Raw genomic sequence first — 24427 nt, forward strand, 5'->3', positions numbered from 1 at the left:
ATGGGATATTCCGTGCGCCGCCGAGGAAAGGAGTGAACAACACCATGCTTGAACCTCATATGAAAGAAGGGCAGGACATATATTCGCTCGCAGGAGGGTGGGAATGGCATGACATTCGTGCCCGGAAATGGGACTCTCCGCTCCTTGGCGAGCTGCGTACACGTTATCCGGCGACGGAGGACTGGCTGGATAAGGCGCCATCGCTGCTGGATCGGAATTATTTGTCGGTCCGGTTCGAGGAAGGGGTGGAGCCTGTCATCGCCGGCGCTCTTCTATACAGAGTGACTTCCGAGGATACAGATAAGAGGGAGCTGAAACAGTTTTATTTCCACGTGGACCGACACGTGCTGATTACCCTGAATCTGGATGAGGATACACGCAGGACGATGCTTGCAGCCGACCGCATATCAATGCTTCATCAATGCCAGAGGCCGATTGACGGGATGTGTGTTCTGGCGAGAGCCATTCTGCATTATTATCATGCCGGAATGGATCGGTTCGAAGTGAACCTGCGCGCGGTTGAAGAAGACATGCGGACGAGGAACCGGCGCACCCTGATGGATCAAATCCTGACAGCCCGCTATGAATTACTGGATTGGAGCAACCTGTTCATTCCGTTTCAGGAATTCATCGCTGCGGCGAAGGAAGGCTACCATGACGAACTGGAGCAAAGCCGTCCGTTTCATCATCTGTTATATCGGGTGGAGCGGATGGAGAAGCTGCTGCGCCACTATGAACGCGAGATTGAAGCACTTGTATCGATCGATGATGCGATATCCGGATTCCGGGGCAACGAGATTATGAAGACGTTGACGATCATGACCGTCATTTTCACGCCGGCGACGGTAGTCGGGGCGATCTGGGGGATGAACTTTGAGAATCTGCCGGTCATTCATGTCGGTTGGGGTTTCGCGTCGGTTATGATTTTTACGCTGTTATGTACAGCGGGAACGTATCTATGGATGAGGGCAAAGGGATGGACAGGAGATTTGCTTAAAGTCAAATCGAAGAACAAAAATATATAGGCCATACAAAAGGCCCGGAATCTCACATGCAGTCAAAGAGATTTCGGGCCTCGTGTGTATCAGGACAAATGACGGATCAAGGAATGCGCGATTATCTGGACTGCTGGACATAGCCCTGCAAATCGGAAATAAAGTCACCAATCATCGGCATATCCACAAACAGGCTGAGGAAGTAACCGAGCAGACCGAGCACGAGCGCCGTACCGAGGGTCAGGCCAAGTCCCCGAGCGAGACCGGCGGTGAGATTGGCAATGATCCGTTTTTTCGGATTCATGTAGTTTTCGATCATATCTTTCATCTGCGATTTCTCCAGCGTTTCGGCTATGGAATCAAGGCGAGTATTCAGCCGCCTCACCTCATGCCGCAGCTCGAATGGATGCTCATTCAATTGGGCCTCGCGTTCATCGAGCTTCCGCTGATCTTGCTCGGTGTCAGAACCAGTGTGCTCACGGCTGCGAAGCTGGCGAGAGCGTGAGTCATCCCGCTTCATTCCGCGATCGGAAGGCGCGCTATGGCCTGGATAAGGATTGACCTTACTCATGGCAATTCCCCTCTTTCTATTGTAATGTCAAGTTGGTTGCGAAATCGTTCCATCATCCGACAGTCGTGAAAATAGCCAGCTGAGTAAGCTGGCTAGAGTCGTTTAATACCTCAATTGAGCGAATTAATGGTTAGGCGTCTGTTTCAACTCTTGGGCAACGTCCGTGGTGGCGTCAGCTGCTTGATCCTTCACATCTTTCGAAGCTCGGGTTGCCTCGTGGGATACATCAGCTGCCGCTTCCTTCACAGTGGACATGATCTGATCCCGGCTCTCACTGACCGTGGACATAACATCAGAGGCTTTGTTGGACACGGTTTTGGCAATCTCCGTTGCTTTGGTGCCGACCGTGCTGCAGACCTCCTTCGTTTTATCCGACACAACCGCCAGCTTGTCGGACAGATCCCCGCGCAGCTCGCGTCCCGGCTTAGGAGCAAAGAGCAGGGCCGCCGCCGCTCCGACCAGCGCACCGATAAACGCTCCTTTCAGAAAAGAGGATCCGCCTTGTTGGTATTCCTGTTCCATGTTGCTCATAATGTTCACACTCCTTATTTTTTATATCATGATAAGAAAGCTGTTCCTTCGGGTAACTTGGTTACGATTTAAGCAGCACGTCTGAGCATTCGGGCGACAAATCCAAGAAGGAACACGAAGAGTGCAGTTCCTAGAATCGCCGGAAGGATGGCGAATCCGCCAATCTCAGGCCCCCACGCGCCGAACAACCAGGTGCCGACCCATGCGCCGACGAAACCGGCGATCATGGCACCGATGATGCCGCCCGGCATATTATGACCGGCCAGAGCGTCGCCGATAATTCCGATAATGATGGCCATAACGATGGTGATTATAACTCCCCACATTTCTATCGCCTCCTTATTCAGAGCTTTGATTGTCGTGCGGGCTTGCTTATCTCGTATTTAAACGAATGACATCGTCCTGAAACAACAGCCTTTACGTGAATGAGCGCCGTCCCGCGCGGTTCTTTGAGGGCGGACACAGCGCTGTGTCCCACTGAATTCGGAAGGTAACGCTCCCGATTCGGTACAGGGAACGGGCATATCTATCATGTTGATTAGAAGCAAAAGGGCAGGGGTATGTAGTACATAAAACGCGGAGGTGAAAGGTCATGATTAAAGTGATGACATCTGCCGAGAGACATACTGTGCATAACGGAGGAATTCACGGGGAATTCAGCTTTTCGTTTGGGGAATATGAGGATCCGCATAACGAGTTTTTTGGCAGTTTGCTCGCGCATAATGAATATGTATTGGAACCGAAGCAGCGGATGGAGCGCAGCTACCATCATGATTTGATCATGGTGTACTTTGTTTTGGACGGGACGCTTTCCTATGAAGATGATACAGGCGAGCGGATCGAACTGGGGCCAGGCTCCGTCTACGTGGTCAACACCGGTACGGGGGTAGCCCATACGCAGAAAAATGAGGACGAAACCAGGTCGGTTCGTTATCTTCAGCTGTGGCTCTTGCCGGAAGAGCTTGGCCAGGAGCCGACCCATCATTACGCCGAGTTCTCAAGAGAGCAGCGGCTGAATCAGCTGTTTCCGGTCGCCTCGGGCGTCAAGGGGGAATCCGGAGCAACCCTTCAACTGGATGCCAGATTATACAGCACGATATTAGAAACCGGAGGCCGTGTCAGTCACTCCGTCGCGGAGGGACGAAGAGTGCACTTATATGTGGTGAACGGGAACGTCGAAGTGACGACCGATGAAGGCGTATATCAGCTTTCATCCGGGGACACCGCCCGCATACACCAATGCGAGGAGATTCAAGTAAAGGGAATTGCTGCGGAAGGTGCCTCTGAATGGATCGCGATTGACTTGCCTTAGATTCATGTGCCTTCATCGCTAACCGGAACAGGAGTGCAATAAGCCCCCGAAGAGCTCAGGCGGTGATTCCGCTAGAGCTCTTCGGGGGCTTTGTCCTGTGAAGGCCATTGATGATGCAGTGTGGCATCGCTTATTCGCTATGAATCGGTGTCAGGGATGCCGGGCTGCAGATATGTGCCTATCCGCGAAGTCGGCCGAGCTCAGATACAACAGCTTCCACTTCCGATATGCTCAGATTGTCCTTGCCAATCACCATATCATACAGATCGCGAATATCATCATAATGGTTGACAGAGAATGCTGAAGCCTGCATGGCTGCTGCTGAAGCCATCCGCAGCTTGGATTTGATCGATTCAATCATATATTCGACGTTTGCTTGGCTTTTCTCATTGAGATCCATTGGGGTACCACCATCCTCTCTACCCGGATTATCCTCATGTATTGTACCATGCTCTTTGCCGCTCAGACCAATATTTTTGCCAGATCGGGCAGCCTTAGGTTAAAATCAGGTGAATCCCATTTCTATTACAGAACATTTTAATATAATGAGTGCGAACATGGAGAGAGGAGGGCGTAATGAGCCAATCTGTGGAAGCTGTTCGGGGAGAAGCTGCTGTCAAAATGTCAGGAGCTCGTCTGCAGCAATTTTTTATGGAGATTTCCAGTCGCTATAAGCCGGATCAAGTCACGTTTGTCTGTATTGGAACCGACCGGTCCACCGGCGATGCACTCGGGCCCCTTACCGGAAGCAAGCTGCTGGAATGCGGGTTTCCCCATGTGATTGGGACGATGCCGGAGCCTTGTGATGCGCGCAATCTGGAGACGCGGCTGAAGGCAGTTCCTCAAGGACAAGTGCTGATTGCCATCGATGCCTGTCTCGGTCATCCTTCATCCGTAGGGCATTATCTGGTCTCGAACGGGGCGCTCCGGCCAGGTCAATCGGTCGGCGAGAAGCTGCCGGCTGTCGGAGATTACAGCCTGGCGGCAGTGGTCAACGTTCACGGTCCGAAACCTTACTGGACGCTTCAGGTCACGTCCTTGCATCAGGTGATGACGATGGCCGCCGAGATTGCCAGGTCGGCCGCCGCCGCTTTCGGGCTTGCAAGCGAGCACTAAAGCGTTTCAATATTGCTGTTTCGGTTTAATAGACATCATTCTATTATCGCAGGTAGAAAGAAGGTAACGTTATGGAAAAAGTACAGTGCAACGGAAGCACGATATGTTATGTAGATCAAGGCCAAGGCCAGCCGCTGATTCTTTTGCATGGCTTCTGCGGCAGCTCCGCTTACTGGGAGCAGGTTCTCCCGCATCTGGCCGGCTTCAGAGTCATCGTGCCGGATCTGCGGGGACATGGGCGCTCGGATGCACCTGTCGGCCCTTATACGATTGAGCAAATGGCAGATGATGTTCTGCATTTGATGGATGAGCTTGGCATCCCTTCCGCGGTACTGCTGGGCCATTCGCTTGGCGGGTACATTGCGCTGTCTTTTGCCCAGCGCTATGCTGCGCGTCTGAAGGGCTTCGGTCTTATCCACTCCACGGCTTATCCGGACTCGGAGGAAGCGAAGGAGAAAAGATTGAAGGCTGTCAGCACCATTCAGAATGATGGCATTACAGCGTTTGTCGACGGGCTCGTGCCCGGACTGTTTGCTGAAGGTGCCGAGAAGACGATGCCGGAATGCATTCAGCGCGCCAAGGAGATCGGATACCTTACGCCACCGCAAGGAGCGGCTGGGGCGGCGATGGCGATGCGAGAGCGCCCGGATCGCCGGGCCGTACTGAATGCTTCAGTGCTTCCGATTCTGCTGGTAGCTGGCGAGAAGGACGGACTGGTTCCGGTCGAGCGCACCTTCACCGCAGATCATGAACCCGTGACACAAGTGGTCATCGAGGGTGCGGGACATATGAGCATGATGGAGGCGCCGGAGAAGCTGGCGACCGCGATTCGGTCGTTTATGGACAAGGTTGCCGCAGCTACATAAGCGGCGACCTGGGTGCAATAACACAAGAGCTTAAATGAAGATAGTTCGTTGCAGATGGAAATAAGAGATAGCTTGTTGCAGCTGTAGGTAGCTTGTTGCAGCTAAAGGAAGCTTGTTGCAGCTGTAGGTAGCTTGTTGCAGCTAAAGGAAGCTTGTTGCAGCTAAAGGAAGCTTGTTGCAGCTTAAGGAAGCTTATTGTAGCTTAAGGTAGCTTGTTGCAGCTGTAGGTAGCTTGTTGCAGCTAAAGGAAGCTTGTTGCAGCTGTAGGTAGCTTGTTGCAGCTAAAGGAAGCTTGTTGCAGCTTAAGGAAGCTTATTGTAGCTTAAGGTAGCTTGTTGCAGCTGAAGGTAGCTTGTTGTAGAAGAACATAGCTCGTGTATTTATTAGATCAGTCAGAAGGCTCTGGCTGATCTTTTCTGTGTGTGGGTGGAAATCGCTGGATGGAAGCTAACAGCGCCCCCGGAAGAACGCCGGGGTGTGCTGCCTGGGGCTCGCTTCCGCAGAACGGGGCGACTGGAATTATGGTGTTGAATCGCCTACAATCTAAACATAGAAAAAGCATGCTAGGTGAGGAAGGGGACAAGAGGATGTATCGCAGGGATTATCTTGTTCGTCTCGTTGAGGACATGACCAAGCTGATTGCACATGTATTCAGGCTCAAGCAGGAACGCAAGCATACCGAGGCTCTGCAGAAGGTGGAGGATCTGCTCCGGCGGCAATTTCGTCTCAATTCCAAGCTGCTTGGTTCGCTGTCGGCTTCCGATATTGAAAAGCTCTTCCATAATCAAGGCTTTCTGGATGCGGACAGTCTGCAAAGTGCAGCAAGGATGCTGGAGGAAGAGGCGGATATTCTGATGGACATGGGCCGTGAAGAAGAGGCTGTGCTTCATCTTACCAAGGTGCTGGAGCTGTATTTGACCGCGATTCTGCACGGTGCTGACCGCAAGCTGCTTGGACTGCCGCAACGAATTGCGGATGTAAGGGACAAGCTGCGTGCTTATGCCATGCCGGTATCTGTGGAACGGCTGTATTTTACATATACCGAGCAAGAGGGGGACTTCGCCGAGGCGGAAAATACACTGTACCGCCTTCTTGACCAGAACGGGATGGCCCCTGATGAAGCACGTCAGTTTTACCAGCGGCTGCTTCAATTGGAGCCTGAAGAACTGGAGCGGGGTGGCTTGCCCCTTGATGAAGTATATGAAGGGATGGCAGAGTTGGATCGGCAGTATGCGGACAGCATATAGTGTGTAGCGTACAGAGTATACAGTATAGAATATCGCCCGCCTGTAGGATATCGTTTGCAGAATATCGCTGCAGAATATCGTCTATGGGATATTGTCTACGGGATTATAGTCTATAGGATATTGTCTACGGGATTATAGTCTATAGGATATCGTTTACGGGATAGCACTATTGTCTATAGGTTTGTAGAATGGTCTACACTGGCACGTGACCCACTGCACTTGGTTTTACTATCAATTGAAGAAAGCGAGATGTACCTCTTGGAATCACTGAGAAAACTTATCCATCACATCATGAATGACAACGCGTTGATTACGGCAACATTAAGTCAGCTTCGCAAGCGCGAAGGAATTGATTATACCAAGGTGACCGTCAAGCCGGTCGAGCTGAAAAACAAGCTTCATTACCAATTTGCCTACTACTCGGCGAACAAGGTGACACATCAGAACGTGGCCAGTAAAGAGGCGGAAAGCCTTCTGATCGACATGTTCGAGAACATATTCCGTCAGGCGGTCATTTTTACTCCCGATGCGGACTACCAGGTGCTGATCTCGAAAAAATACAAAGTCTCCATCTTGACCAAATCACCAACCAAATCGAAGCCGGATTTGGCGCATAACCGCAAGAAAACTTATATTTTGGAGGAAGGCATGCCGGTTCCATTCCTGGTCGAGCTCGGCATTATGAACGAGGACGGCAAGGTGTTTGCCCGCCGGTACGACAAATTCAAGCAAATCAATCGCTTTCTGGAGATGGTTGAGGATGTGCTTCCTCATCTGCCTGAGGATCGTCCGCTCACGATTGTCGATTTCGGCTGCGGCAAATCGTACCTGACCTTTGCCCTCTATCATTATTTGGCGATTCAGTCTCGCCGGACGCTGAATGTTGTCGGATTGGATCTCAAGGCGGATGTAATCGAACACTGCAGTCTGCTGGCGAAAAAGCTGAACTATGACAATTTGCAGTTTCTTGTCGGCGATATTGCGGAATATGATGAACTGGAGCAGGTCGACATGGTCGTCACGCTGCATGCTTGTGATACGGCAACGGATGCCGCACTCGAAAAGGCGGTGCGCTGGGGCGCCTCCGTCATTCTGTCGGTTCCGTGCTGCCAGCATGAACTGTTCCAGCAGGTGAACAGTCCCGTGATGGAGCCGCTGTTGTCCCACGGCATACTCAAGGAGCGTTTCTCGGCACTGGCAACCGACGCCATCCGCGCCAAGCTGCTGGATCTGATGGGCTACAAGACGCAGCTGCTGGAATTTATCGACATGGAGCATACGCCGAAAAACATTTTGATCCGTGCCGTAACCGGCTCCGCCGGCGAGCGGGAGAAGCTGTGGCAGGAATATGTCGCGTTCCGGAATTTCCTCGGAGCGAAGCCCTACCTTGAACGGGCCTGCCAGGACCTGCTGCCAGCAGAAGCGCCGGATTCCAAATAGCGCTTTTGCCGCAACAAGAAGGCGAATGAGTCAGATAAATAAATGATGGACCGGGAGGCGTAAAGCTTGCCGGTTTTTTCCCGTCTACAGCGGCGGGTTCGCACATGTTTGCCGTGAGCCTTGCATCATTATCCCGTTAGCTCAGGAAGGGGAATTGGGTTTTAAACAATGTGGGATTTGAACGATATGGGCTTGAACGATATGTGATCTAGTTTTGAACTGTTTTGTATCCGTATTTGGACTACTGAGCAATCCTTGCCATACTGACACCCCTTTAATACTCAGAATCACTACTTTGAAGTACTTTAAATAACTATAAATAACTATAAATAACTATAAATAACTATAAATAACTATAAATGTATATAAATCACTACAAATCACTACAAATCACTACAAATCACTACAAATCACTACAAATCAACTTGAATTAATCTAAATAAACTTAAATAAATCCAAATTACCCTAGATTAATCAGTATAACTCTGAATTATTCGGTATTTATCTAAATTAATCAGTATAACTATGAATTACTCGGTATTAATCTAATTTACTCAGTATTACTCTAAATTAATCCGGATTAATATGAATTAATCTGAATTACTTAACCCACCATAAACCGCCTTTTCATAACCTCGGCCTACTCCGACTCTTGAAATTTCCTTTTCAACGGGCTTTGAACTCTCCTTGCACGATCTGTGAAGATCTTTGAACCGTGGTTGAAAGGTAATTTAATTAAATCGTATCTGAACCGTGGGCTGGATCGGGAATTGAAGCGCCGATGGGACGACGATGAACTTCGTCAAACCACCAACCATGCAGCACTACGCGTCACGGAGCTCTTTTCCTGCTCCAATGCATCACCACCCTGAACGAAAGGGATAATGATGCAAGAAATGAGCCGACAATGCACCTCGTCAAACCACCGATCATGGGGCCCTACCCGTCATGGAGCTCTTTTCCGTGCTCCAACGCATCACCACCCTGAACGAAAGGGATAATGATGCAAGAAATGGGCCGACAATGCACCTTGTCAAACTATCGACGATGAAGTTCTACCCGTCACGGAGCTCTTTACCCGCTCCAATGATCACTCCTGAACGAAAGGGATAATGATGCAAGAGATGAGCCGACAATGCACCTCGTCAAACCGCCGACCATGCAGTCCAACCCGACACGGTGTTCTTTTCCTGCTCCAACGCATCATCACCCTGAACGAAAGGGATAATGATGCAACAGTCGAGGGGGAAAGTATAGGCCTGATCCTGGACGTTCACAATGATGCTGTAGGCATGAAATTCGAAGATCGGATCATGGTGCAATGGGGGCATTGAGTAATGGATGCGAGGCATCAGCTGATAAAGGGATGGCGGCAGGCAGGGGGCTGGTGTCTGACAGCGCTTATGCTTGCCGCTTGTGTAAATACAGGACTGTTTTTTGATAGCGATATGTATTTCATCGGCATGATCTGGTTCGGGATGCTGCTCATTTGGAGTGTGGCAGGAACTGCGCTGAACCGAGGAGGCAATGTCTTATATCCTGGTCAAAGCGATATGCTGGGGCTTATGGGGCTTGCCGGTATCATGCTGGTGTACGCTCTGCATCTATTGCTGAGCCCGCTGTCGGTGAACGGAACGGTTAGCGAGCTGCTTCGTTTTGCCATGTACAGCTCCTGTGCCGCTGTTCTATGGCTGCTGGTCCGCCATCCGGAGGGGCGGAAGGTGATTGCGGCAGGCTGGCATGCCGCAGGGGTGCTCTTATGCGGCAGCGCATTGCTGGCCGTATATGGGGTGGTGGAGCTGCCGTATGCGATCTATCATACGGCGAATGCGGACATTAGCGCGACTGGCGCGCGACTGGGCGGCCTGCTCCAGTACCCGAACACGTTCGGGGCGGTGATGGCCGCCTACCTGCTTGAGCGGCTGTTCGCGCTCCTGCCCGTCCTGCGATCGCGGACGGGCCCGCTGCCAGCGGCTGCGCTGCTGCCGCTGCTGCCCTATGCCGCCGCGCTGCTCCTGACGGAGTCGCGCGGCGCATGGCTTGCGGCCGCGCTTGCTGGCGCGGCCGGCCTGGCCCGGGAGCGGCGGGCGCTAGCGCCGCTCCTCGCCGCAGCAGCCGCGCCTATGCTGGGCGCGGCGCTGCTGTATCGCCAGCTGGCAGATGCCAGGCTGGCGCCGGTGGTGCTGCCCGGCCTGCTGTGGCTGGCCGGGCTGTGGGCCGGCAGCGTGCTGGCCGGCCGGCTGTTGTGCCGCCTGCTGCAAGGCGGCGGCACGAGCGCTGTCGCCGCGGTGCGTGGCGACAGCCTGCCATCGGCTGCTTGCGCAGGCACAGCCATGCGCAAGCGCGCGGGCGCCGGCAAGGCGCGCCAGGACCGAGCGTGTACGCCTGGCGGCGATTCACGCGAGCCTTGCCCTTGCCGCGCGCCGGCCGGTGCACAGCCCGTCGCGGACTGGCGACGGGCACTCGCCCGGCGCAGCCGCCGCTTGGGCCCGCTTGCCGCGCTGGCGATCGCGGCGGCGGTCATCGCGCTTGCCGCCGCTGCGGTCATGCTGCAGGTACAGTCCCGCGTCACAGGCGGCGCAGCTACGCTGGGCGCGCGGGGCCTGATGTACCGCGACGCCTGGGAGCTGGCCAAGACAAGCCCATGGCTTGGCCAGGGCGGTGACACCTGGCGCTTGTCCTATCGCGCGGTGCAATCCGAGCCCTATGTGGGAAGCGAGGTTCATAGCGGCTACATGAACCTGCTGCTTGATACCGGGGGGATCGGCTTGCTGCTCATATTCTGTATGACAGGCGGGATGCTATACCGGGTTGCCCGATGCCGCCCGCGGCTGCTGCCGCCTCTGATCGTGCTGCTCGGACATGCGCTCATCGATTTTGACCTGAGCTACGGGCTCGTGTGGCTGCTGATTGTATGGCTGGCCGCGATGGGGATGCATGCGGAGCCTAGAAAGGTTCGAGCGGAAGAAGCCCGGATCGGAGAAAACAGGACGGGAGCCAACCGGTCGGGCGCTAGCGGGCAGAGTGAGGGACAATATCGGATGGGAGATACGGGGCCGCTTCCTATCATGCTGCGGGCAGTCTGGTTGTCCGGCGTGCTGCTGATGGGGAGTCTGGCTGCTTTCCTCTGGGTCAGCGAGGTAAAGTACGAGGCGTCGCTAGAGGCGCCGATTCAAGATAAAAGAGAGCTGCTTGCATCCTCCCTGCGCTGGAACCCATATAACGAGGCGGCGGCGCTCCAGCTCGCCGAGCTGCTGCCGCTCAGGGAGCGAATTGCAATGCTTGAGACAAGCCACGCCTATTCGCAGCGCCATCCCGAGCTAAGCTGGAAGCTGGCGGAAGCCTATTCTTTCCTGGGAGATGCCGAGGAAGCTGTCCGCTGGTTCCGGCAGAGTCTGAACCTTGATCCTTATCACACCGACAAGCAGGCCCGTGCCGTTATCCGGCTGGCCTGGCTGGCGGAATGGCAAGGCCTGCAGGGGCTCGAAGGCCCCTCCAGAATGGCAGCGAGGTCGGCGCTCGGGCTCCTGGCGCAGTATCGGGCAGCCGTAAATTCTCTTATGCAGCAGCCGAAGCTGCATAACGACAGGAAATTCCGGCTTTCGCCTCTGGCGGAGCATCAGCGTAAACGGCTTGCGGAGTTAGCCGCCAAAGGCATCCCGGAATGACGCTGCGAGCTGTTTCTCTGGCACCTGCCACAGTTCGGCAAGCTCGCTGCACACTTCCTTTTCCCACCAGTCACAGAGCAGCTTTTTGTTGCTGTAATTTTCATAGATCCATATCAGATTGCCAATGACTTTGCGGTAATAGAGCTGTTCACCCTCCTTGATCAATTCAGGGCTGATGTACAGCTTGAGACGTTTGACCGTCCGGTACAGCTCTTTGCTGCATGCGCGGCGGATGCTTCGCGGCGAAGGGGGCTTGGCGCCCGGTTGCTTCGGATGGGGAGAATACATAGCCTACTCACTCCTTTTGCTACACCATATGTCCGGGCGCGGGCGATAGCCACGGCTTTGCCGTGAATTGGGCGCGGATGGAGGGGCCTGATCGGGTTCGACCCGAATGTACTAATTACTAGCAGATGGGCCTGTTGATTGGATTAAGGAGCGAGGTATTTGTTGATTCCGGATCTGGGGTATTGTAGCGGCGGGGGGAGTGGATCGAGTTCAGGTTCGAGGAAGGACTGACTTCCACGAGCCTCATAAGCGGCATATGGCGGCAGATAATTGCCGTGAGCGGCGTGCTAGAAGGCATGTCCGCGGGTATGTTAGAATAGGCTAGTAAAAGAAATCAGCGCACGAGGATGAGGTGAGGGCGTGGAGTTCTTTTACGAGTGGGTCGGACGGTTATTTGAATGGATTCAGGATCTTGGTTATTTCGGCATTATGCTTGGCTTGATGATGGAGGTCATACCAAGCGAAATCGTGCTCGCATACGGCGGGTACCTGGTTTCCGAGGGAGACATTCATTTTTTGGGGGCCATGATTTTTGGTACGGCGGGCGGTGTGCTGGCCCAGCTCTTTATTTATTGGATCGGACGTTACGGCGGTCGGCCGTTCCTCGAGAAATACGGAAAGTACATATTGATCCGGAAGCATCATATCGACTATGCCGAGGAATGGTTTAACAAGTACGGGACAGGGGTCATTTTCACGGCCCGTTTTGTGCCGATTGTGAGACATGCCATCTCCATTCCGGCAGGCATTTCGAAGATGAGTGTTGGCCGGTTCACGCTGCTCACGACGCTGGCGGTCATCCCTTGGACAGCTTTGTTTCTGTACCTGGGTTATGTGCTTGGCGATCAGTGGGAGCGAATTGACGAGGCAGCAGGTCCGTACATCCAGGAAATTTTACTCGTTGCCGTCGGAGTCATGATTGTTTATTTTATAGTGAAGTGGATGAAGTCTACGAAGGTGAGGTCATAGTTGATGAGTGTTAATGTTGCGCAGTATTTTGGCAAAGGGATATCCCCGAAGCAGTTCATGGACGGGATGGAGAAGAACCAGGACGTATTCCGAACGGCATTCGAGCAGTTTACGTGGGACAACCCGGAGGACCGGGCGTTTTTTGAGAGTCTTAATTTTCGCGATGATCTGCGGGTTCTGATTCTCGCGGCGGATTGGTGCGGGGATGTCGCCCGTAACGTGCCGGTGGTATTCCGGGTGATGGAGACAGCCGGAATCGAGCCGGAGGTGTTCATTCTGGAGCAGCATCTGGACTTCATGGACCAGTTCCTGACGATGGGCGGCCGCTCGGTTCCTGTCGTGATTGTGGCGGATACCGGCGGACATGTGCTGGGCAAATGGGGCCCGCGTCCGGCGCATGTGCAGAAATATATGGTTGAGTTCAAGCAGGAGAACCCGGATCGCGAAGCGCCGGATTATCAGGACAAGCTTGCCGCCACGCGCCAGAACATCCTCAAGGCATATGGGGAAGGGTACGAGGTTCATGCGGTCATTGTCAGAGAACTGCGTGAACTGATGTCGGGGTTCTGATCATGGCGCTGCATATTGAGACTTTTTCACTTGGGCCCTTGCAGACGAACGCATATTTGCTGACCGGGGAAGACAAGAACAAAGCGGTGATTATCGATCCTGGCATGAACCCGGGAGCGCTCGTTAAACGAGTTGCCGATTTGGAAGTGGAAGCGATTTTGCTGACACATGCGCATTTTGATCATATGGGCGGCGTGGATGAGATTCGCAAGCTTAAGGGCTGCCCGGTATATTTACACGGACTGGAAAGCGACTGGCTGACCGATCCGAAGCTGAACGGTTCCCTGATGTGGCCGCAGGCAAGCCCGCCGCTGTCCACCGAGCCGGCGGAGTATGAGCTGGCAGAGGGGATGGAGCTGGAGCTGGTCGGGCATCGCTTCAAGGTATATCATACGCCAGGGCATTCACCGGGAAGCGTCAGCTTTTTGTGCGGTACGGACTTGTTCTCCGGGGATGTGCTGTTCCGTCTGGGCGTTGGCCGCACTGATCTTCCGGGCGGCCGGGAGCGGGATCTGTTCGATTCCATTCAGAACAAGCTGTATACGTTCCCGGACGAGGTGACGGTGTATCCTGGGCATGGTCCGCGCACGGCTATCGGCTATGAGAAGCAGCGCAATCCTTATGTCCCGGCCAACCGATAAAATTTTCCGACAAAAATCGCGAAACTATATAGACAAACATATACAAGATTGATACAATACGATTAATTAAATGTTACCTTTGCGAAGCACGCAGACTGAGGCTTAGATCCCGGTTTGCGTTCTTTTATTTTTCAGGGGCTTTTTATACATGCATACGTGCAGTACTAGCGTGTGTCCTGACTTCTTGGTGAGTATGCGATCGGCGTTTATGGCGTTTATGCATGGAACGGATGAGGAGGAGTCGCAGTGAGGAAAGATGAGTTATCATTTTGGGACAGCTGTGCAGCCAGAGGACAGGAAGATTCGCGGCAGGAGCAGGATAACCAGCAGTATGACAGGCAAGGGCTTGAACACCGCGGAGCGTCATCTGTTGTATGGGACCGGCTGGTGAAGGGAGAGGCCGTTGCCTGCCAGCCATGGCATGTGCGTCTGCAGTGGATAAGGCTTGAATAACAGGTGAGAGCGGCAAGGTTTCCGGTGCCTCTAAGCTCTTGGTGTCAGTATGAGTTTCGATGAACCGGGAGTTCCACCTGATCGCAGCAATGTCAGCAAGTTCATTTTTTGTACCAAACAGCCCTATATCAGCCTCTATATGTCAGCCCTCGTATGTAGCCCCCATTGCAATCCCCATTGCAATCCCCATTGCAATCCCCATTGTAATCCCTAATTGTAATCCCCATGGAAACCTCTGTGTGCAGCCTCCAAATACACGCGCTCCAATCCACTCCAATACCACATCCCGATCCAACCCAACAAAAGCCGCTATGCCCCGCCAATCCAAACCATCCCAGATCTTAAAGCCTGCCTTCCCGTGATTATGTCTAAGCCGCAGTCCTGCTCGCTCCATGTTTGCATATCTTTATCGCTTCGCTGTTCTCATCCTTCCCCCCGATTATCATGATAGACAGCAAGTATCCCTTCGGTTCGACGAAGCAACACTAGGTTTAGGTTTCGTTCACTAAATAGTGCCTCCTATCGCGGGATTTGGTGCCTGATTTGGATTTCGTATATTTTTTTCACGGCCCGTTGAACGATTCCCGCATGCCGGACGTATTACGACCGAAGATGAAAGAAGGTGATGGTCTCGCCATGATCCTGGAAGAAGAGGACTGGATACGCAAAGCACAGCAAGGCGATACGAATGCAATGGGGGCGCTGTTTAAGCACCATTACAGCTTTCTATATAAGTATTTGCTAAAGATCACGATGAATCACAGTGTGGCAGAGGATACGGCCCAGGACACCGTGATTCGATGTATGGAGAACATAGCGCGGTACAACGGAACTTCATCCTTTTCCTCTTGGATGATCACCATAGCAACGAGGCTATATATTGACCGGACCCGAAGGAATAAGCGGGAGACGAAGTGGCTGGAGAATGAGCAGCGGCGATCGGTCACACAGCTGCGCTGGCAAATGGAGCGGCAGGGAGAGCAGTGGACCGATTTGCTGGACGGGCTGGCTCAATTATCCGACGAGCATCGCATCGCGATTCTGCTGAAGCATTACTACGGATACAGCTATGAGGAAATCGGGAGCATGCTCGGTATTCCGGCTGGCACGGTGAAATCGCGGACTGCGTATGGCATCAAACAATTGCGAAAGGAGCTGAACGCACATGACGAACAGACCTGATCATGGGGATGAACAATGGCCGGAGGAATGGACTCGGGATCTTCAGCGCTTGGACCAGGCGCTGGGCGAGGGCCGCTCTCCTTCTGTTGAGGAGTTTCAAATGCTTGCAGCACACACACAGCGTCGCCAGCGGCGGCGGATGAAATATGAGCTGATGCTCTTCGTGCTGACGGCGCTGCTCATTGTAGGCGGTATATTAATGGCCGCACTGGCTGTGCCAGCGGTGCTGATCCTGATTCATGTCATCGGAATGCTGGCTGGTGTAACGGTGCTGGCGAGCTCCAAGGAACTGAGAACCGCAGGGAAGAAGGGGTTCCATGAATGATATAAGCACACAGCCGGTTTGGCTGGTCGTCCTGTTAATATTGCTTGTTCTGACTCAAGGCATCCTCCTGTTTCTGGATGCTCGCAGAAAGGGGCTGGGCAAGTGGGCTTGGTTTTGGGGGATATGGGGCTCAACCACGCTTCCTTTGCCGTCGCTCCTATACTGGCTGCTGGTCATTCGGCATCGTCGCCGCTGAAGGGCGAAGTGGATGGCAGCAGGTTAATTCCTAGGGGAAGAGGGGATTCGGAATGAATTTTGAGATCAATTGGGGCATCGTATGGCCGATTCTGGCTTTGCAAGCGGTGCTTGCGGTGACGGCGCTGATCTCGCTGGCGAGGACAGCGACTGAAGCGGTGCGCGGACCGAAATGGATGTGGGTGTTGGTCATTATCGCAGGGAATCTTGCAGGCAGCATCGCTTATTTCGTTGGCGGGAGGCGGGATGCATGACCAACTCCTTGCTGTATATTCGTAATCTGTCCAAAAGCATCGGCAGCATCACTCCCGTGAAGGGCATTTCATTCGAGCTTGAGCGCGGCAGCTGCACCGCTCTGCTGGGTCCCAATGGCGCAGGCAAGACAACCACGCTGCGCATGCTGGCCGGACTTCTGTCGCCGAGCGGGGGCGAAATTCAATATGAGGACGGCGGCAAATCGGGCCGCGACTGGCAGAAGCGGATCGGTTATCTTCCGCAATACCCGAAGTTTTACGGGTGGATGACCGGAATGGAGTATTTGATCTTCAGCGCGAAGCTGTCAGGATTGAGTGGTGCACAGGCGAGGAAGCGCAGTCTGGAGGTGCTGGATACCGTCGGGCTACGGGAAGCAGCCAAACGCCGGATTGCAGGTTACTCCGGCGGGATGAAGCAGCGGCTTGGTATCGCGCAGTCGCTCGTACACGAGCCATCGCTGATCATGCTGGATGAGCCGGTGTCTGCGCTTGATCCGATCGGCCGCCGCGAGGTGATGGATCTGCTGTCCCGCCTTCGGGGAGAGGTGACGATTCTGTTCTCTACCCATGTGCTTCATGATGCGGAGGAAGTGTGTGACCGGATGGTAGTGATGGTGGAGGGGCGGATTGCCGAGCAGGGCAGTTGGACTGAGCTGCGGGAGAAATATCGTCAGCCCGTGCTGCTGCTAGAGGTGGAGCCGGCAGCACGCGAGGAGGCGTGGCTTCGCACGCTGCCGGGGATGCCCTTCGTGGAGTCAGCGGATATCCGGAGCCGGACCGCAGCGCTGGCCGTTCGTGATCTGGATCAGGCGAGAAATGCGTTGATGCGCGAGATGTCCGATAGCCGGATTCGGTTTCAGCGCATCGAAGCCGGCACGTCCTCTCTGGAGGATATGTTCATGAAGGTGGTGGGGGGATGAGATTGTTCTGGGTGTTTTTCCATAAAGAAGTCATCGAAGCGGCACGTTCGTACAAATGGATCTGGGTACCGGCTGTATTTCTGCTGCTAGGAGTGATGCAGCCGGTCATGATGTATTACTTGCCTGATATTCTGCGCGCCTCCGGCGAGCTTCCGCCAGAGGCCGCAGCGCTAATCACGACCCCGCCGCCCGAGGAGATTATCGCTTCCACGCTCAGCCAGTTCAGTACGATCGGGCTGCTGGTGCTCGTATTGTCTGCGATGAACATCGTCGCAGGGGAACGAACATCCGGTACGACAGAGATGATATTGTCGCGTTCGTCTTCGGTTCTGACCATGATGACAGCGAAGTGGGCCGCGATGATGAGCTTGCTGCTGCTGTCCTTTGCACTTGGTTATGCCGGGGCGGTCTATTATACGTATCAGCTGATCGGACCGCTGGAGTGGGGGACGCTGGCAGGTGCCGGCGCGGTTTATGCCGTGTGGCTGGCCTGGATCGTGACGCTGCTGCTCCCGCTTGGCGCTGTGCTTCGCGGTCCAGCCGCGGCGTTCCTGTCGCTTGGCATCGCGGCGGCGCTTACGCTGCTCGCTTCCTTGCTGCCTTCGCAGCTGCCGTGGAGCCCGGGGAGGCTGAGCGCAATCGCAACAGCCATATTAACAGGCGAGAGCAGCCCTACATTTGCACCTGCTCTGGCGGCAGTGCTGCTGATCATCTTGTCCACCGTCGCGGCAAGCGTGCTGCTAAGACGTCGTCCATTGTCTGCACAGGTCTAACATGCCCGGGATGGATCGATTTCCTTTTGAGCATAGACATCTCTATCTTTTTTTAGTAGACTATAGAGATAAGGATAGACAACTCAGGAGGTAGACGATGCTGCGTTTAGGGGAAAAGATCACAATCGTCGCGGACGCCTTTGAGCAAAATCTTCCAATCGGTCAATACGGATATTTGATCGCTTATGACCGAAATCCGGACAATGCGTTTGATTACGTTATTCGGATTCCGAATCTCAACCGTAATTTCTTTGTTCCGGCAAGCGATGTGGAGCTGGAATCAGTCGTGTTGAAGCAGGAAGCCGAGCGGATCGAGCGGGAAGCGCTCATCGATTTCGCCCTGTCGACATATAATGAGAAGCTGTTTCATCAGGTGATGAACGGCGACAAGCAAAGTGAAGAAGAGGAAGAGTCGAAGGAACAGATGTCCCAAGCGGACTTTATCAAACAAGTGAATCTTCGTGCTTGGATTTAGCAGAGTCGGCCTTGGCCGACTCTTTTTTGTAGAGACGTGAGCTGCAGGGAGCTGCAAGCCTTATGAAGCCCGCGAAGCGGGCGGGCGCTTCGGATTGAATTGTCCACCCTTCTACAATATAATGAGGAAAGTTATCGAGAGACTTTGCCCCTGCACAGGAAAAGGGCATTAAAGGAGGAAGTAAAGCGATGAGCATTACTGCCAAGGATGTTCAGCATGTCGCCAAGCTGGCCCGTCTGAACTTGACGCCGGAGGAAGAAGAGATGTTTACCGGCCAACTGAACGCGATTTTACAATATGCCGAGAAGCTCAATGAGCTGGATACGGAAGGTGTCGAGCCAACGACGCATGTCCTTCACCTGAACAATGTGATGAGAAATGACGAGGTTCGTGAAAGTCTGCCGATTGAGAAGGTGCTGCTGAATGCGCCTGACGAAGAAGACGACCAATTCAAAGTTCCGGCTGTACTGGAATAGACAGAGGGGGGAAGACACTTGAGCCTGTTTGATTACAAGTTAACGGAGATACATAACAAGCTCCACAATAAAGAGCTGTCCGTTTCGGAGCTGGTGGATCAATCATTTGCCAGCATTCACGAGCGCGAGGAGAAGGTGCGGGCGTTCATCACGCTGGATGAGGAAGGCGCACGCGCTGCAGCCAAGCGTCTGGACGAGAAGCTGACCGCCGGGCAGACCCGAGGACTTCTGTTCGGTCTTCCGACCGGCATCAAGGACAATATTGTGACTGAAGGGCTTCGCACAACTTGCGCCAGCCAGTTTCTGTCCAACTTCACGCCTGTATACGACGCGACGGTTGTGCACAAATTGCGTGAGGCTGATTCGGTGACGATCGGCAAGCTGAACATGGATGAATTCGCCATGGGCGGCTCGAATGAAAATTCCAGCTTCTATCCGGTCCGCAACCCTTGGGATCTTGAACGCGTTCCGGGAGGCTCCAGCGGGGGCTCGGCTGCGGCGGTTGCTGCAGGAGAGGCCTACTTCACGCTGGGCTCGGACACGGGCGGTTCCATTCGCCAGCCGGCTTCCTACTGCGGCGTTGTCGGACTGAAGCCGACATACGGGCTTGTGTCCCGCTTCGGGCTGGTGGCCTTTGCTTCGTCGCTGGATCAGATCGGACCGCTTACGAAGAATGTAGAGGACTCCGCTTACGTTCTTCAGGCCATTGCCGGTTATGACCAGATGGACTCCACCTCGGCCAAAGTCGATGTGCCGGATTATGTCAGCGCATTGACCGGGGATGTGTCGGGTCTGCGCATTGCGGTACCGAAGGAATATCTGGGCGAGGGCGTTGCGCCGGAAGTGCGGGAGACCGTATTGAACGCCTTGAAGGTGCTTGAGAGCCTGGGCGCAGTCTGGGAAGAGGTGTCCCTGCCGCATACCGAATATGCGGTGGCCACTTACTATCTGCTCGCTTCTTCGGAGGCGTCCTCGAACCTGGCCCGCTTTGACGGGGTGCGTTATGGCGTGCGTGCGGATAACGCGGGCAGCCTGATTGATCTGTACCATGAGTCGCGGAGCAAGGGCTTTGGCGATGAGGTGAAGCGGCGGATTATGCTGGGCACATATGCGCTCAGCTCGGGATATTATGACGCTTATTATTTGAAGGCGCAGAAGGCGCGCACGCTGATCAAGCAGGATTTTGACAAGGTGTTTGAGCAGTATGATGTCATTATCGGACCGACCGCGCCAACGACCGCATTCAAGCTCGGTTCCCAGGTAGATGATCCGCTTACGATGTACTTGAATGATATATTGACGATTCCGGTCAGCCTGGCCGGAGTGCCGGCGATCAGCGTGCCATGCGGGTTTGCCGAAGGTCTTCCGGTAGGCATGCAGGTGATCGGAAAAGCCTTTGACGAGTCGACGGTACTGCGCGTGGCGCATGCGTTCGAGCAGCATACTGAACATCATAAACGGCGCCCGGAGCTGTAACACGGCGGCAGAGAAGGAGGGAAACGAAATATGTCTACATCAAAATATGAAACGGTCATCGGTTTGGAAGTGCATGTTGAGCTTCATACCAACTCGAAAATATTTTGCGGCTGCTCCACCTCGTTCGGCGCGCCGCCGAATACACATACATGTCCTATCTGTCTCGGGCATCCGGGCGTGCTTCCGGTGCTCAACCGCCAGGCGGTTGAGTATGCCATGAAAGCGGCAATGGCGCTGAACTGCACCATTGGAGACGTGAGCAAATTCGACCGCAAAAACTATTTTTACCCGGATTCTCCTAAAGCATATCAGATTTCACAGTACGATCAGCCTATCGGGCTGAACGGCTGGATTGATATCGAAGTGGACGGGAAAACGAAGCGCATCGGCATTACACGTCTGCATCTGGAAGAAGATGCCGGCAAGCTGACGCATGTGGACGGAGGATATGCGTCTCTCGTGGACTTTAACCGTGTCGGCACGCCTCTGATCGAAATCGTCTCCGAGCCGGAAATTTCCTCCCCAGAGGAAGCCAAGGCGTATCTGGAGAAGATGCGTGCCATCATGCAGTATTGCGAAGTGTCCGATGTGAAGATGGAGGAAGGCTCGCTGCGCTGCGATGCCAACATCAGCCTTCGCCCTTGGGGACAGAAGGAATTCGGCACGAAGGCCGAGCTGAAGAATATGAACTCCTTCCGCGGTGTGCAGCGCGGACTGGAGTATGAGCAATACCGCCAGGCTGAGGTTCTGGACGAAGGTGGCGTCATTGTCCAGGAGACCCGCCGCTGGGACGAGGCGCAGGGCAAAACGTTCTCGATGCGCGGCAAGGAAGAGGCGCATGACTACCGTTATTTCCCGGACCCGGATCTGGTGACGGTTCATATCAGCGAAGAATGGAAGGAAGCGGTCCGGGCAACAATCCCCGAGCTTCCGGATGCCCGCAAGGCCCGGTACACCTCCGAATACGGCTTGCCGGAGTATGATGCCGGCGTGATCACCTCTTCGAAGGTGCTGGCAGACTTCTTCGAGGACAGCTTGAACTATACGAAGGATGCCAAGGCGGTAGCCAACTGGATTATGGGAGATTTGCTTGGATATCTGAACTCCAACAATCTGGAACTGTCTGATGTGAAGATCACCGGTCAAGGACTTGGCGAAATGATCGGCCTGATTGAGAAGGGCACGATCAGCAGTAAAATCGCCAAGACCGTCTTCAAGGAAATGCTGGAAAGCGGCAAGAATCCGCAGCAAATTGTAGAGGAAAAAGGTCTTGTGCAGATCAGTGACGAAGGTGCGATCAAGAGCATTGTCGAGCAGGTTGTGGCGAACAACCCGCAGTCTGTTGAGGACTACAAGGCCGGCAAACAGAAAGCGATCGGCTTCCTTGTCGGACAAGTGATGAAAGAGAGCAAAGGGAAGGCGAATCCGGCGCTTGTCAATAAGCTGTTGGTTGAAGTGCTGAGCGGTGAATAGCCCGTTGTGACCCTGAACCGGTTTGCCTTTAGAGGAAAGGGACTTGCCCGTGATGGGCAGGTTCCTTTTTTAATCGAAACGCTTGAATGGAGGTGGATTAACATGATCACGATGTTGACGCTCGGTGATGACGGAACCGTGCAGCAGATTTGGAGCCTTCAGCATATGGCATACCCGATTGAGGCGAAACTGATTGGATTCTCGGAGATTCCTCCGCTGATGGATACCTTTGATACGATACGGAACAGCGGGGAAACCTTTTACGGTTACATGGATGAAGAGGGGGATCTGCTCGGTGCTATAGCGGTTGAACCCGGAGAGGATCAGGTCACGATATCGCGTATGATGGTGCATCCCGGTCATTTTCGCAAAGGGATTGCCGCTTCGCTAATCGCGCATGTGTTGGACACTTATAGAGAAACACCATTGTTTATCGTGGCGACGGGCACGCGCAATTCACCGGCGGTGGCGCTGTATGAGAAGTTCGGTTTTGTTAGGGATCATGCGTTTGAAGTCGCTCCCGGGGTGGAGTTGACTGAATTCCACCTGAAGCCTGACCGATATAGAGGTTAGTTTAGTCTTTGGGTCAGGTTGGTTCATAGACGGGGAGGCGATGAGTGATTGAGCAATCCTTGGGTGATTGATAATGTCCATATTTTATTGCGGCTTCTGCTGGCTATGCTGCTTGGAGGGCTGATCGGCTTTGAGCGGGAGCGTACGAATCATGCCGCAGGCCTTCGGACGCATATTCTGGTCTGCCTGGGTTCGGCGCTGATCATGCTGCTGTCCGTGTACGGTTTTTCGGATTTTGTAAGAGAGTTTAATGTACGAATTGATCCGGCCCGTCTGGCGACGGCCGTGATTACGGGCATCGGCTTTCTCGGTGCGGGGACAATTCTGTTCACGGGGAAATCGATTACGGGACTGACGACAGCGGCTTCGATCTGGGTCGTTGGTGCGGTCGGATTGGCTGTTGGGGCAGGGTTTTATTTTGCAGCCATTGTGTCTACGCTGCTGATTCTGCTGAATCTGGTTGTCTTTAATAAGCTGGAACAACGGTATATTCGCGGGAGTAAAATGCATCTGATTACGCTATATGCAGCCAATTCACCGGGCTTGCTGGATCATCTGTCAGCGCTGCTGAAGGAAGAGGGCTGTGCCATTTCCAAGCTGGTCGTGAATGAGCGAAGCTCTGTTCCTTATGGCGAGCCTCAGCCGGCGGTGCCGGGGGTGGAAATAATGGTGCATGTTCTTACAGATCGAAAGTTCGATCCTGTGAACATCACCCGCCAGATTCAGGGGCTGGGACAGGTATCCATGGTGTCGGTTGAATAACTCGGCATCATGAAATAGGTTCCTCAGGTTGTGCCGGATCATTCATCCGCACAGCCTTTTTGTTTGTTCTGTTTTGCAGGATTCGCTATTCCTGCATTCTATGGTAGGAGGAGGATCATCCAGTTTTTTGCCAGTTACTTTGACCAGAGGTTAGGGTACTATCAAAGAAAACGAAGCTTTTTACAGCACACGGCAACCAGCAATTGATGATACTAAATTCTCTGAAATCCTTTGTACGGTGAAAGGGGGAGGAGCGATGAGCAACCCGCAGCCAGAACAGCGTGCGAGAGCGGGCCAGAGCTTGCTTGGAAGTTCGGGAGCCAGACGCTCTCTTGGACTGCGGCGGCGCAAGCGTAAATTATACGCACTGTTGTTATCGGCGATTCTGCCAGGCCTGGGTCATCTATATCTGGGCCTGTATCGAAAAGGCATTACCTTTATTATGCTGCTGCTGCTTGATATTTCTGCGCTGTTATATTTTTCGTCCATCGGCATGCAGATCAATGTACCGCTGCTGATTTTACTGGGACTGCTGATTCCTGTGGGTTATTTCTATAATGTCTATGACGCGCTGCAGGCGGCTGAATATATGTTATCCCGGCGCAAGCGGGAAGAGGTCGAGTTCAGTCAGACGCCTGGCGAGGGGAGCAAGAATCCTTTTCATGGCGAGCAGGGAGCGGCTTTCGGGTTATTGCTGGTCGTCTCGGGCGTGCTCCTGATCCTGTTTCACCAGAAACCGGTGTGGCTTCAGACTGGTATCAGGGATTATGGAGCGGTCATTGCCGCTGTTGTTCTGATTCTGATCGGCGTCGGGGCATTTATACGTGAGATCCTGCGAACCTCTAAACGGGAGCCAAAAATATAACAGGGAGAGGA

The 24427-nt window shown here is 53.7% G+C and carries 29 protein-coding genes; 24 read left to right on the forward strand and 5 right to left on the reverse strand.

All coding sequences use genetic code 11. The annotated features are described in order from the left end of the window. The first annotated feature begins 44 nt into the window (after nucleotides 1-44). Nucleotides 45-1025: a magnesium transporter CorA family protein gene (locus tag MKX64_RS13640; protein WP_341036138.1), complete on the forward strand. Its 981-nt coding sequence runs from the start codon at nucleotides 45-47 to the stop codon at nucleotides 1023-1025. 91 nt (nucleotides 1026-1116) lie between these two features. Here MKX64_RS13640 and MKX64_RS13645 read toward each other — a convergent pair whose 3' ends face one another. From MKX64_RS13645 to MKX64_RS13655, 3 genes are all read right to left on the reverse strand, one after another. Continuing rightward, on the reverse strand, nucleotides 1117-1566 hold the full coding sequence (locus MKX64_RS13645; protein ID WP_244908246.1) for a DUF5665 domain-containing protein: 450 nt from the start codon (nucleotides 1564-1566) through the stop codon (nucleotides 1117-1119). A gap of 123 nt (nucleotides 1567-1689) precedes the next feature. Further along, nucleotides 1690-2097, reverse strand: a complete 408-nt coding sequence (locus MKX64_RS13650) for a YtxH domain-containing protein (protein WP_095266597.1) — start codon at nucleotides 2095-2097, stop codon at nucleotides 1690-1692. A gap of 68 nt (nucleotides 2098-2165) precedes the next feature. After that, nucleotides 2166-2423, reverse strand: a complete 258-nt coding sequence (locus tag MKX64_RS13655; RefSeq protein WP_095266598.1) for a GlsB/YeaQ/YmgE family stress response membrane protein — start codon at nucleotides 2421-2423, stop codon at nucleotides 2166-2168. A 266-nt stretch (nucleotides 2424-2689) separates the two neighbouring features. Here MKX64_RS13655 and MKX64_RS13660 point away from each other — a divergent pair, with 266 nt between their 5' ends. After that, nucleotides 2690-3409 carry a pirin family protein gene (locus tag MKX64_RS13660; RefSeq protein ID WP_095266599.1) on the forward strand — a complete coding sequence of 240 codons (720 nt, stop codon included), beginning with the start codon at nucleotides 2690-2692 and terminating at the stop codon, nucleotides 3407-3409. A 178-nt stretch (nucleotides 3410-3587) separates the two neighbouring features. On the opposite strand, the gene MKX64_RS13665 is transcribed toward MKX64_RS13660, so the two are convergent. Next, nucleotides 3588-3809 carry a DUF1128 domain-containing protein gene (locus tag MKX64_RS13665; RefSeq protein ID WP_095266600.1) on the reverse strand — a complete coding sequence of 74 codons (222 nt, stop codon included), beginning with the start codon at nucleotides 3807-3809 and terminating at the stop codon, nucleotides 3588-3590. Between the two features lie 176 nt (nucleotides 3810-3985). Between MKX64_RS13665 and yyaC the strand changes: the two genes are divergently transcribed. The 5 genes from yyaC to MKX64_RS13690 all read left to right on the forward strand — a co-directional run bounded on the left by yyaC (nucleotide 3986) and on the right by MKX64_RS13690 (nucleotide 11746). Then, a complete protein-coding gene (gene yyaC / locus MKX64_RS13670) occupies nucleotides 3986-4525 on the forward strand; it encodes a spore protease YyaC (RefSeq protein ID WP_095266601.1) in 540 nt (179 codons plus the stop codon). A gap of 71 nt (nucleotides 4526-4596) precedes the next feature. Next, the gene (locus MKX64_RS13675; RefSeq protein ID WP_095398699.1) at nucleotides 4597-5391 is read left to right on the forward strand and encodes an alpha/beta fold hydrolase; all 795 of its coding nucleotides are present in this window, start codon (nucleotides 4597-4599) and stop codon (nucleotides 5389-5391) included. Nucleotides 5392-5831: 440 nt separating this feature from the next. Then, entirely contained in the window at nucleotides 5832-6638 is an 807-nt protein-coding gene (locus MKX64_RS13680; RefSeq protein ID WP_255223047.1) for a DUF6483 family protein, read from the forward strand. Between the two features lie 249 nt (nucleotides 6639-6887). Beyond that, nucleotides 6888-8078, forward strand: coding sequence for a class I SAM-dependent methyltransferase (locus MKX64_RS13685; protein WP_341036150.1), 1191 nt, complete (start codon nucleotides 6888-6890; stop codon nucleotides 8076-8078). 1337 nt (nucleotides 8079-9415) lie between these two features. Further along, a complete protein-coding gene (locus MKX64_RS13690) occupies nucleotides 9416-11746 on the forward strand; it encodes an O-antigen ligase family protein (RefSeq protein ID WP_341036152.1) in 2331 nt (776 codons plus the stop codon). On the opposite strand, the gene MKX64_RS13695 is transcribed toward MKX64_RS13690, so the two are convergent. Then, a complete protein-coding gene (locus MKX64_RS13695) occupies nucleotides 11720-12034 on the reverse strand; it encodes a hypothetical protein (protein ID WP_095266610.1) in 315 nt (104 codons plus the stop codon). The two genes, MKX64_RS13690 and MKX64_RS13695, sit on opposite strands and share 27 nt — an antisense overlap. 360 nt (nucleotides 12035-12394) lie before the next feature. Here MKX64_RS13695 and MKX64_RS13700 point away from each other — a divergent pair, with 360 nt between their 5' ends. The 17 genes from MKX64_RS13700 (at nucleotide 12395) to MKX64_RS13780 (ending at nucleotide 24416) form a co-directional block, all read left to right on the forward strand. Next, nucleotides 12395-13003 carry a DedA family protein gene (locus tag MKX64_RS13700; RefSeq protein WP_095398701.1) on the forward strand — a complete coding sequence of 203 codons (609 nt, stop codon included), beginning with the start codon at nucleotides 12395-12397 and terminating at the stop codon, nucleotides 13001-13003. Nucleotides 13004-13006: 3 nt separating this feature from the next. Then, nucleotides 13007-13573 carry a thioredoxin family protein gene (locus MKX64_RS13705; RefSeq protein ID WP_413773615.1) on the forward strand — a complete coding sequence of 189 codons (567 nt, stop codon included), beginning with the start codon at nucleotides 13007-13009 and terminating at the stop codon, nucleotides 13571-13573. A gap of 2 nt (nucleotides 13574-13575) precedes the next feature. Continuing rightward, complete coding sequence (locus tag MKX64_RS13710) at nucleotides 13576-14214, forward strand: MBL fold metallo-hydrolase (RefSeq protein ID WP_155618233.1); 639 nt, start codon at nucleotides 13576-13578, stop codon at nucleotides 14212-14214. A 246-nt stretch (nucleotides 14215-14460) separates the two neighbouring features. Continuing rightward, nucleotides 14461-14667 carry a hypothetical protein gene (locus MKX64_RS13715; protein WP_095266614.1) on the forward strand — a complete coding sequence of 69 codons (207 nt, stop codon included), beginning with the start codon at nucleotides 14461-14463 and terminating at the stop codon, nucleotides 14665-14667. Between the two features lie 636 nt (nucleotides 14668-15303). Further along, nucleotides 15304-15849: an RNA polymerase sigma factor SigY gene (sigY, locus tag MKX64_RS13720; protein WP_095266632.1), complete on the forward strand. Its 546-nt coding sequence runs from the start codon at nucleotides 15304-15306 to the stop codon at nucleotides 15847-15849. Continuing rightward, nucleotides 15833-16174: a YxlC family protein gene (locus MKX64_RS13725; protein ID WP_095266616.1), complete on the forward strand. Its 342-nt coding sequence runs from the start codon at nucleotides 15833-15835 to the stop codon at nucleotides 16172-16174. Before sigY ends, MKX64_RS13725 begins: the two co-directional genes overlap by 17 nt. Next, complete coding sequence (locus MKX64_RS13730) at nucleotides 16167-16370, forward strand: hypothetical protein (RefSeq protein WP_095398703.1); 204 nt, start codon at nucleotides 16167-16169, stop codon at nucleotides 16368-16370. Before MKX64_RS13725 ends, MKX64_RS13730 begins: the two co-directional genes overlap by 8 nt. 52 nt (nucleotides 16371-16422) lie before the next feature. After that, the gene (locus tag MKX64_RS13735) at nucleotides 16423-16623 is read left to right on the forward strand and encodes a PLDc N-terminal domain-containing protein (RefSeq protein ID WP_095266618.1); all 201 of its coding nucleotides are present in this window, start codon (nucleotides 16423-16425) and stop codon (nucleotides 16621-16623) included. After that, on the forward strand, nucleotides 16620-17543 hold the full coding sequence (locus tag MKX64_RS13740) for an ABC transporter ATP-binding protein (RefSeq protein ID WP_341036156.1): 924 nt from the start codon (nucleotides 16620-16622) through the stop codon (nucleotides 17541-17543). Before MKX64_RS13735 ends, MKX64_RS13740 begins: the two co-directional genes overlap by 4 nt. Then, nucleotides 17540-18316 carry an ABC transporter permease subunit gene (locus MKX64_RS13745; protein ID WP_341036157.1) on the forward strand — a complete coding sequence of 259 codons (777 nt, stop codon included), beginning with the start codon at nucleotides 17540-17542 and terminating at the stop codon, nucleotides 18314-18316. Before MKX64_RS13740 ends, MKX64_RS13745 begins: the two co-directional genes overlap by 4 nt. Nucleotides 18317-18413: 97 nt before the next feature. After that, nucleotides 18414-18791, forward strand: a complete 378-nt coding sequence (locus MKX64_RS13750) for an ATPase (protein ID WP_095266621.1) — start codon at nucleotides 18414-18416, stop codon at nucleotides 18789-18791. 188 nt (nucleotides 18792-18979) lie between these two features. Next, nucleotides 18980-19267: an Asp-tRNA(Asn)/Glu-tRNA(Gln) amidotransferase subunit GatC gene (gatC, locus tag MKX64_RS13755; protein WP_155618231.1), complete on the forward strand. Its 288-nt coding sequence runs from the start codon at nucleotides 18980-18982 to the stop codon at nucleotides 19265-19267. Nucleotides 19268-19285: 18 nt separating this feature from the next. Then, the gene (gene gatA, locus MKX64_RS13760; protein ID WP_095266623.1) at nucleotides 19286-20743 is read left to right on the forward strand and encodes an Asp-tRNA(Asn)/Glu-tRNA(Gln) amidotransferase subunit GatA; all 1458 of its coding nucleotides are present in this window, start codon (nucleotides 19286-19288) and stop codon (nucleotides 20741-20743) included. 30 nt (nucleotides 20744-20773) lie between these two features. Further along, a complete protein-coding gene (gatB, locus tag MKX64_RS13765) occupies nucleotides 20774-22216 on the forward strand; it encodes an Asp-tRNA(Asn)/Glu-tRNA(Gln) amidotransferase subunit GatB (protein ID WP_341036161.1) in 1443 nt (480 codons plus the stop codon). Nucleotides 22217-22318: 102 nt separating this feature from the next. Continuing rightward, the gene (locus MKX64_RS13770; RefSeq protein ID WP_341036163.1) at nucleotides 22319-22789 is read left to right on the forward strand and encodes a GNAT family N-acetyltransferase; all 471 of its coding nucleotides are present in this window, start codon (nucleotides 22319-22321) and stop codon (nucleotides 22787-22789) included. Between the two features lie 48 nt (nucleotides 22790-22837). After that, complete coding sequence (locus MKX64_RS13775; protein WP_095266626.1) at nucleotides 22838-23551, forward strand: MgtC/SapB family protein; 714 nt, start codon at nucleotides 22838-22840, stop codon at nucleotides 23549-23551. 256 nt (nucleotides 23552-23807) lie between these two features. After that, on the forward strand, nucleotides 23808-24416 hold the full coding sequence (locus MKX64_RS13780; protein WP_230875729.1) for a hypothetical protein: 609 nt from the start codon (nucleotides 23808-23810) through the stop codon (nucleotides 24414-24416). Nucleotides 24417-24427: the final 11 nt, after the last annotated feature.

It is taken from the genome of Paenibacillus sp. FSL M8-0334, assembly GCF_038000405.1.
GTDB classification, from domain to species: domain Bacteria; phylum Bacillota; class Bacilli; order Paenibacillales; family Paenibacillaceae; genus Paenibacillus_AQ; species Paenibacillus_AQ campinasensis.

Bases quoted from the DNA above. Each gene is read 5' to 3' on its own strand.
- MKX64_RS13640 (WP_341036138.1), top strand. From the start codon at position 45: ATGCTTGAACCTCATATGAAAGAAGGGCAGGACATATATTCGCTCGCA.
- MKX64_RS13645 (WP_244908246.1), bottom strand. From the start codon at position 1,566: ATGAGTAAGGTCAATCCTTATCCAGGCCATAGCGCGCCTTCCGATCGC.
- MKX64_RS13650 (WP_095266597.1), bottom strand. From the start codon at position 2,097: ATGAGCAACATGGAACAGGAATACCAACAAGGCGGATCCTCTTTTCTG.
- MKX64_RS13655 (WP_095266598.1), bottom strand. From the start codon at position 2,423: ATGTGGGGAGTTATAATCACCATCGTTATGGCCATCATTATCGGAATT.
- MKX64_RS13660 (WP_095266599.1), top strand. From the start codon at position 2,690: ATGATTAAAGTGATGACATCTGCCGAGAGACATACTGTGCATAACGGA.
- MKX64_RS13665 (WP_095266600.1), bottom strand. From the start codon at position 3,809: ATGGATCTCAATGAGAAAAGCCAAGCAAACGTCGAATATATGATTGAA.
- yyaC (WP_095266601.1), top strand. From the start codon at position 3,986: ATGAGCCAATCTGTGGAAGCTGTTCGGGGAGAAGCTGCTGTCAAAATG.
- MKX64_RS13675 (WP_095398699.1), top strand. From the start codon at position 4,597: ATGGAAAAAGTACAGTGCAACGGAAGCACGATATGTTATGTAGATCAA.
- MKX64_RS13680 (WP_255223047.1), top strand. From the start codon at position 5,832: ATGGAAGCTAACAGCGCCCCCGGAAGAACGCCGGGGTGTGCTGCCTGG.
- MKX64_RS13685 (WP_341036150.1), top strand. From the start codon at position 6,888: ATGTACCTCTTGGAATCACTGAGAAAACTTATCCATCACATCATGAAT.
- MKX64_RS13690 (WP_341036152.1), top strand. From the start codon at position 9,416: ATGGATGCGAGGCATCAGCTGATAAAGGGATGGCGGCAGGCAGGGGGC.
- MKX64_RS13695 (WP_095266610.1), bottom strand. From the start codon at position 12,034: ATGTATTCTCCCCATCCGAAGCAACCGGGCGCCAAGCCCCCTTCGCCG.
- MKX64_RS13705 (WP_413773615.1), top strand. From the start codon at position 13,007: ATGAGTGTTAATGTTGCGCAGTATTTTGGCAAAGGGATATCCCCGAAG.
- MKX64_RS13710 (WP_155618233.1), top strand. From the start codon at position 13,576: ATGGCGCTGCATATTGAGACTTTTTCACTTGGGCCCTTGCAGACGAAC.
- sigY (WP_095266632.1), top strand. From the start codon at position 15,304: ATGATCCTGGAAGAAGAGGACTGGATACGCAAAGCACAGCAAGGCGAT.
- MKX64_RS13725 (WP_095266616.1), top strand. From the start codon at position 15,833: ATGACGAACAGACCTGATCATGGGGATGAACAATGGCCGGAGGAATGG.
- MKX64_RS13730 (WP_095398703.1), top strand. From the start codon at position 16,167: ATGAATGATATAAGCACACAGCCGGTTTGGCTGGTCGTCCTGTTAATA.
- MKX64_RS13735 (WP_095266618.1), top strand. From the start codon at position 16,423: ATGAATTTTGAGATCAATTGGGGCATCGTATGGCCGATTCTGGCTTTG.
- MKX64_RS13740 (WP_341036156.1), top strand. From the start codon at position 16,620: ATGACCAACTCCTTGCTGTATATTCGTAATCTGTCCAAAAGCATCGGC.
- MKX64_RS13745 (WP_341036157.1), top strand. From the start codon at position 17,540: ATGAGATTGTTCTGGGTGTTTTTCCATAAAGAAGTCATCGAAGCGGCA.
- MKX64_RS13750 (WP_095266621.1), top strand. From the start codon at position 18,414: ATGCTGCGTTTAGGGGAAAAGATCACAATCGTCGCGGACGCCTTTGAG.
- gatC (WP_155618231.1), top strand. From the start codon at position 18,980: ATGAGCATTACTGCCAAGGATGTTCAGCATGTCGCCAAGCTGGCCCGT.
- gatB (WP_341036161.1), top strand. From the start codon at position 20,774: ATGTCTACATCAAAATATGAAACGGTCATCGGTTTGGAAGTGCATGTT.
- MKX64_RS13770 (WP_341036163.1), top strand. From the start codon at position 22,319: ATGATCACGATGTTGACGCTCGGTGATGACGGAACCGTGCAGCAGATT.
- MKX64_RS13780 (WP_230875729.1), top strand. From the start codon at position 23,808: ATGAGCAACCCGCAGCCAGAACAGCGTGCGAGAGCGGGCCAGAGCTTG.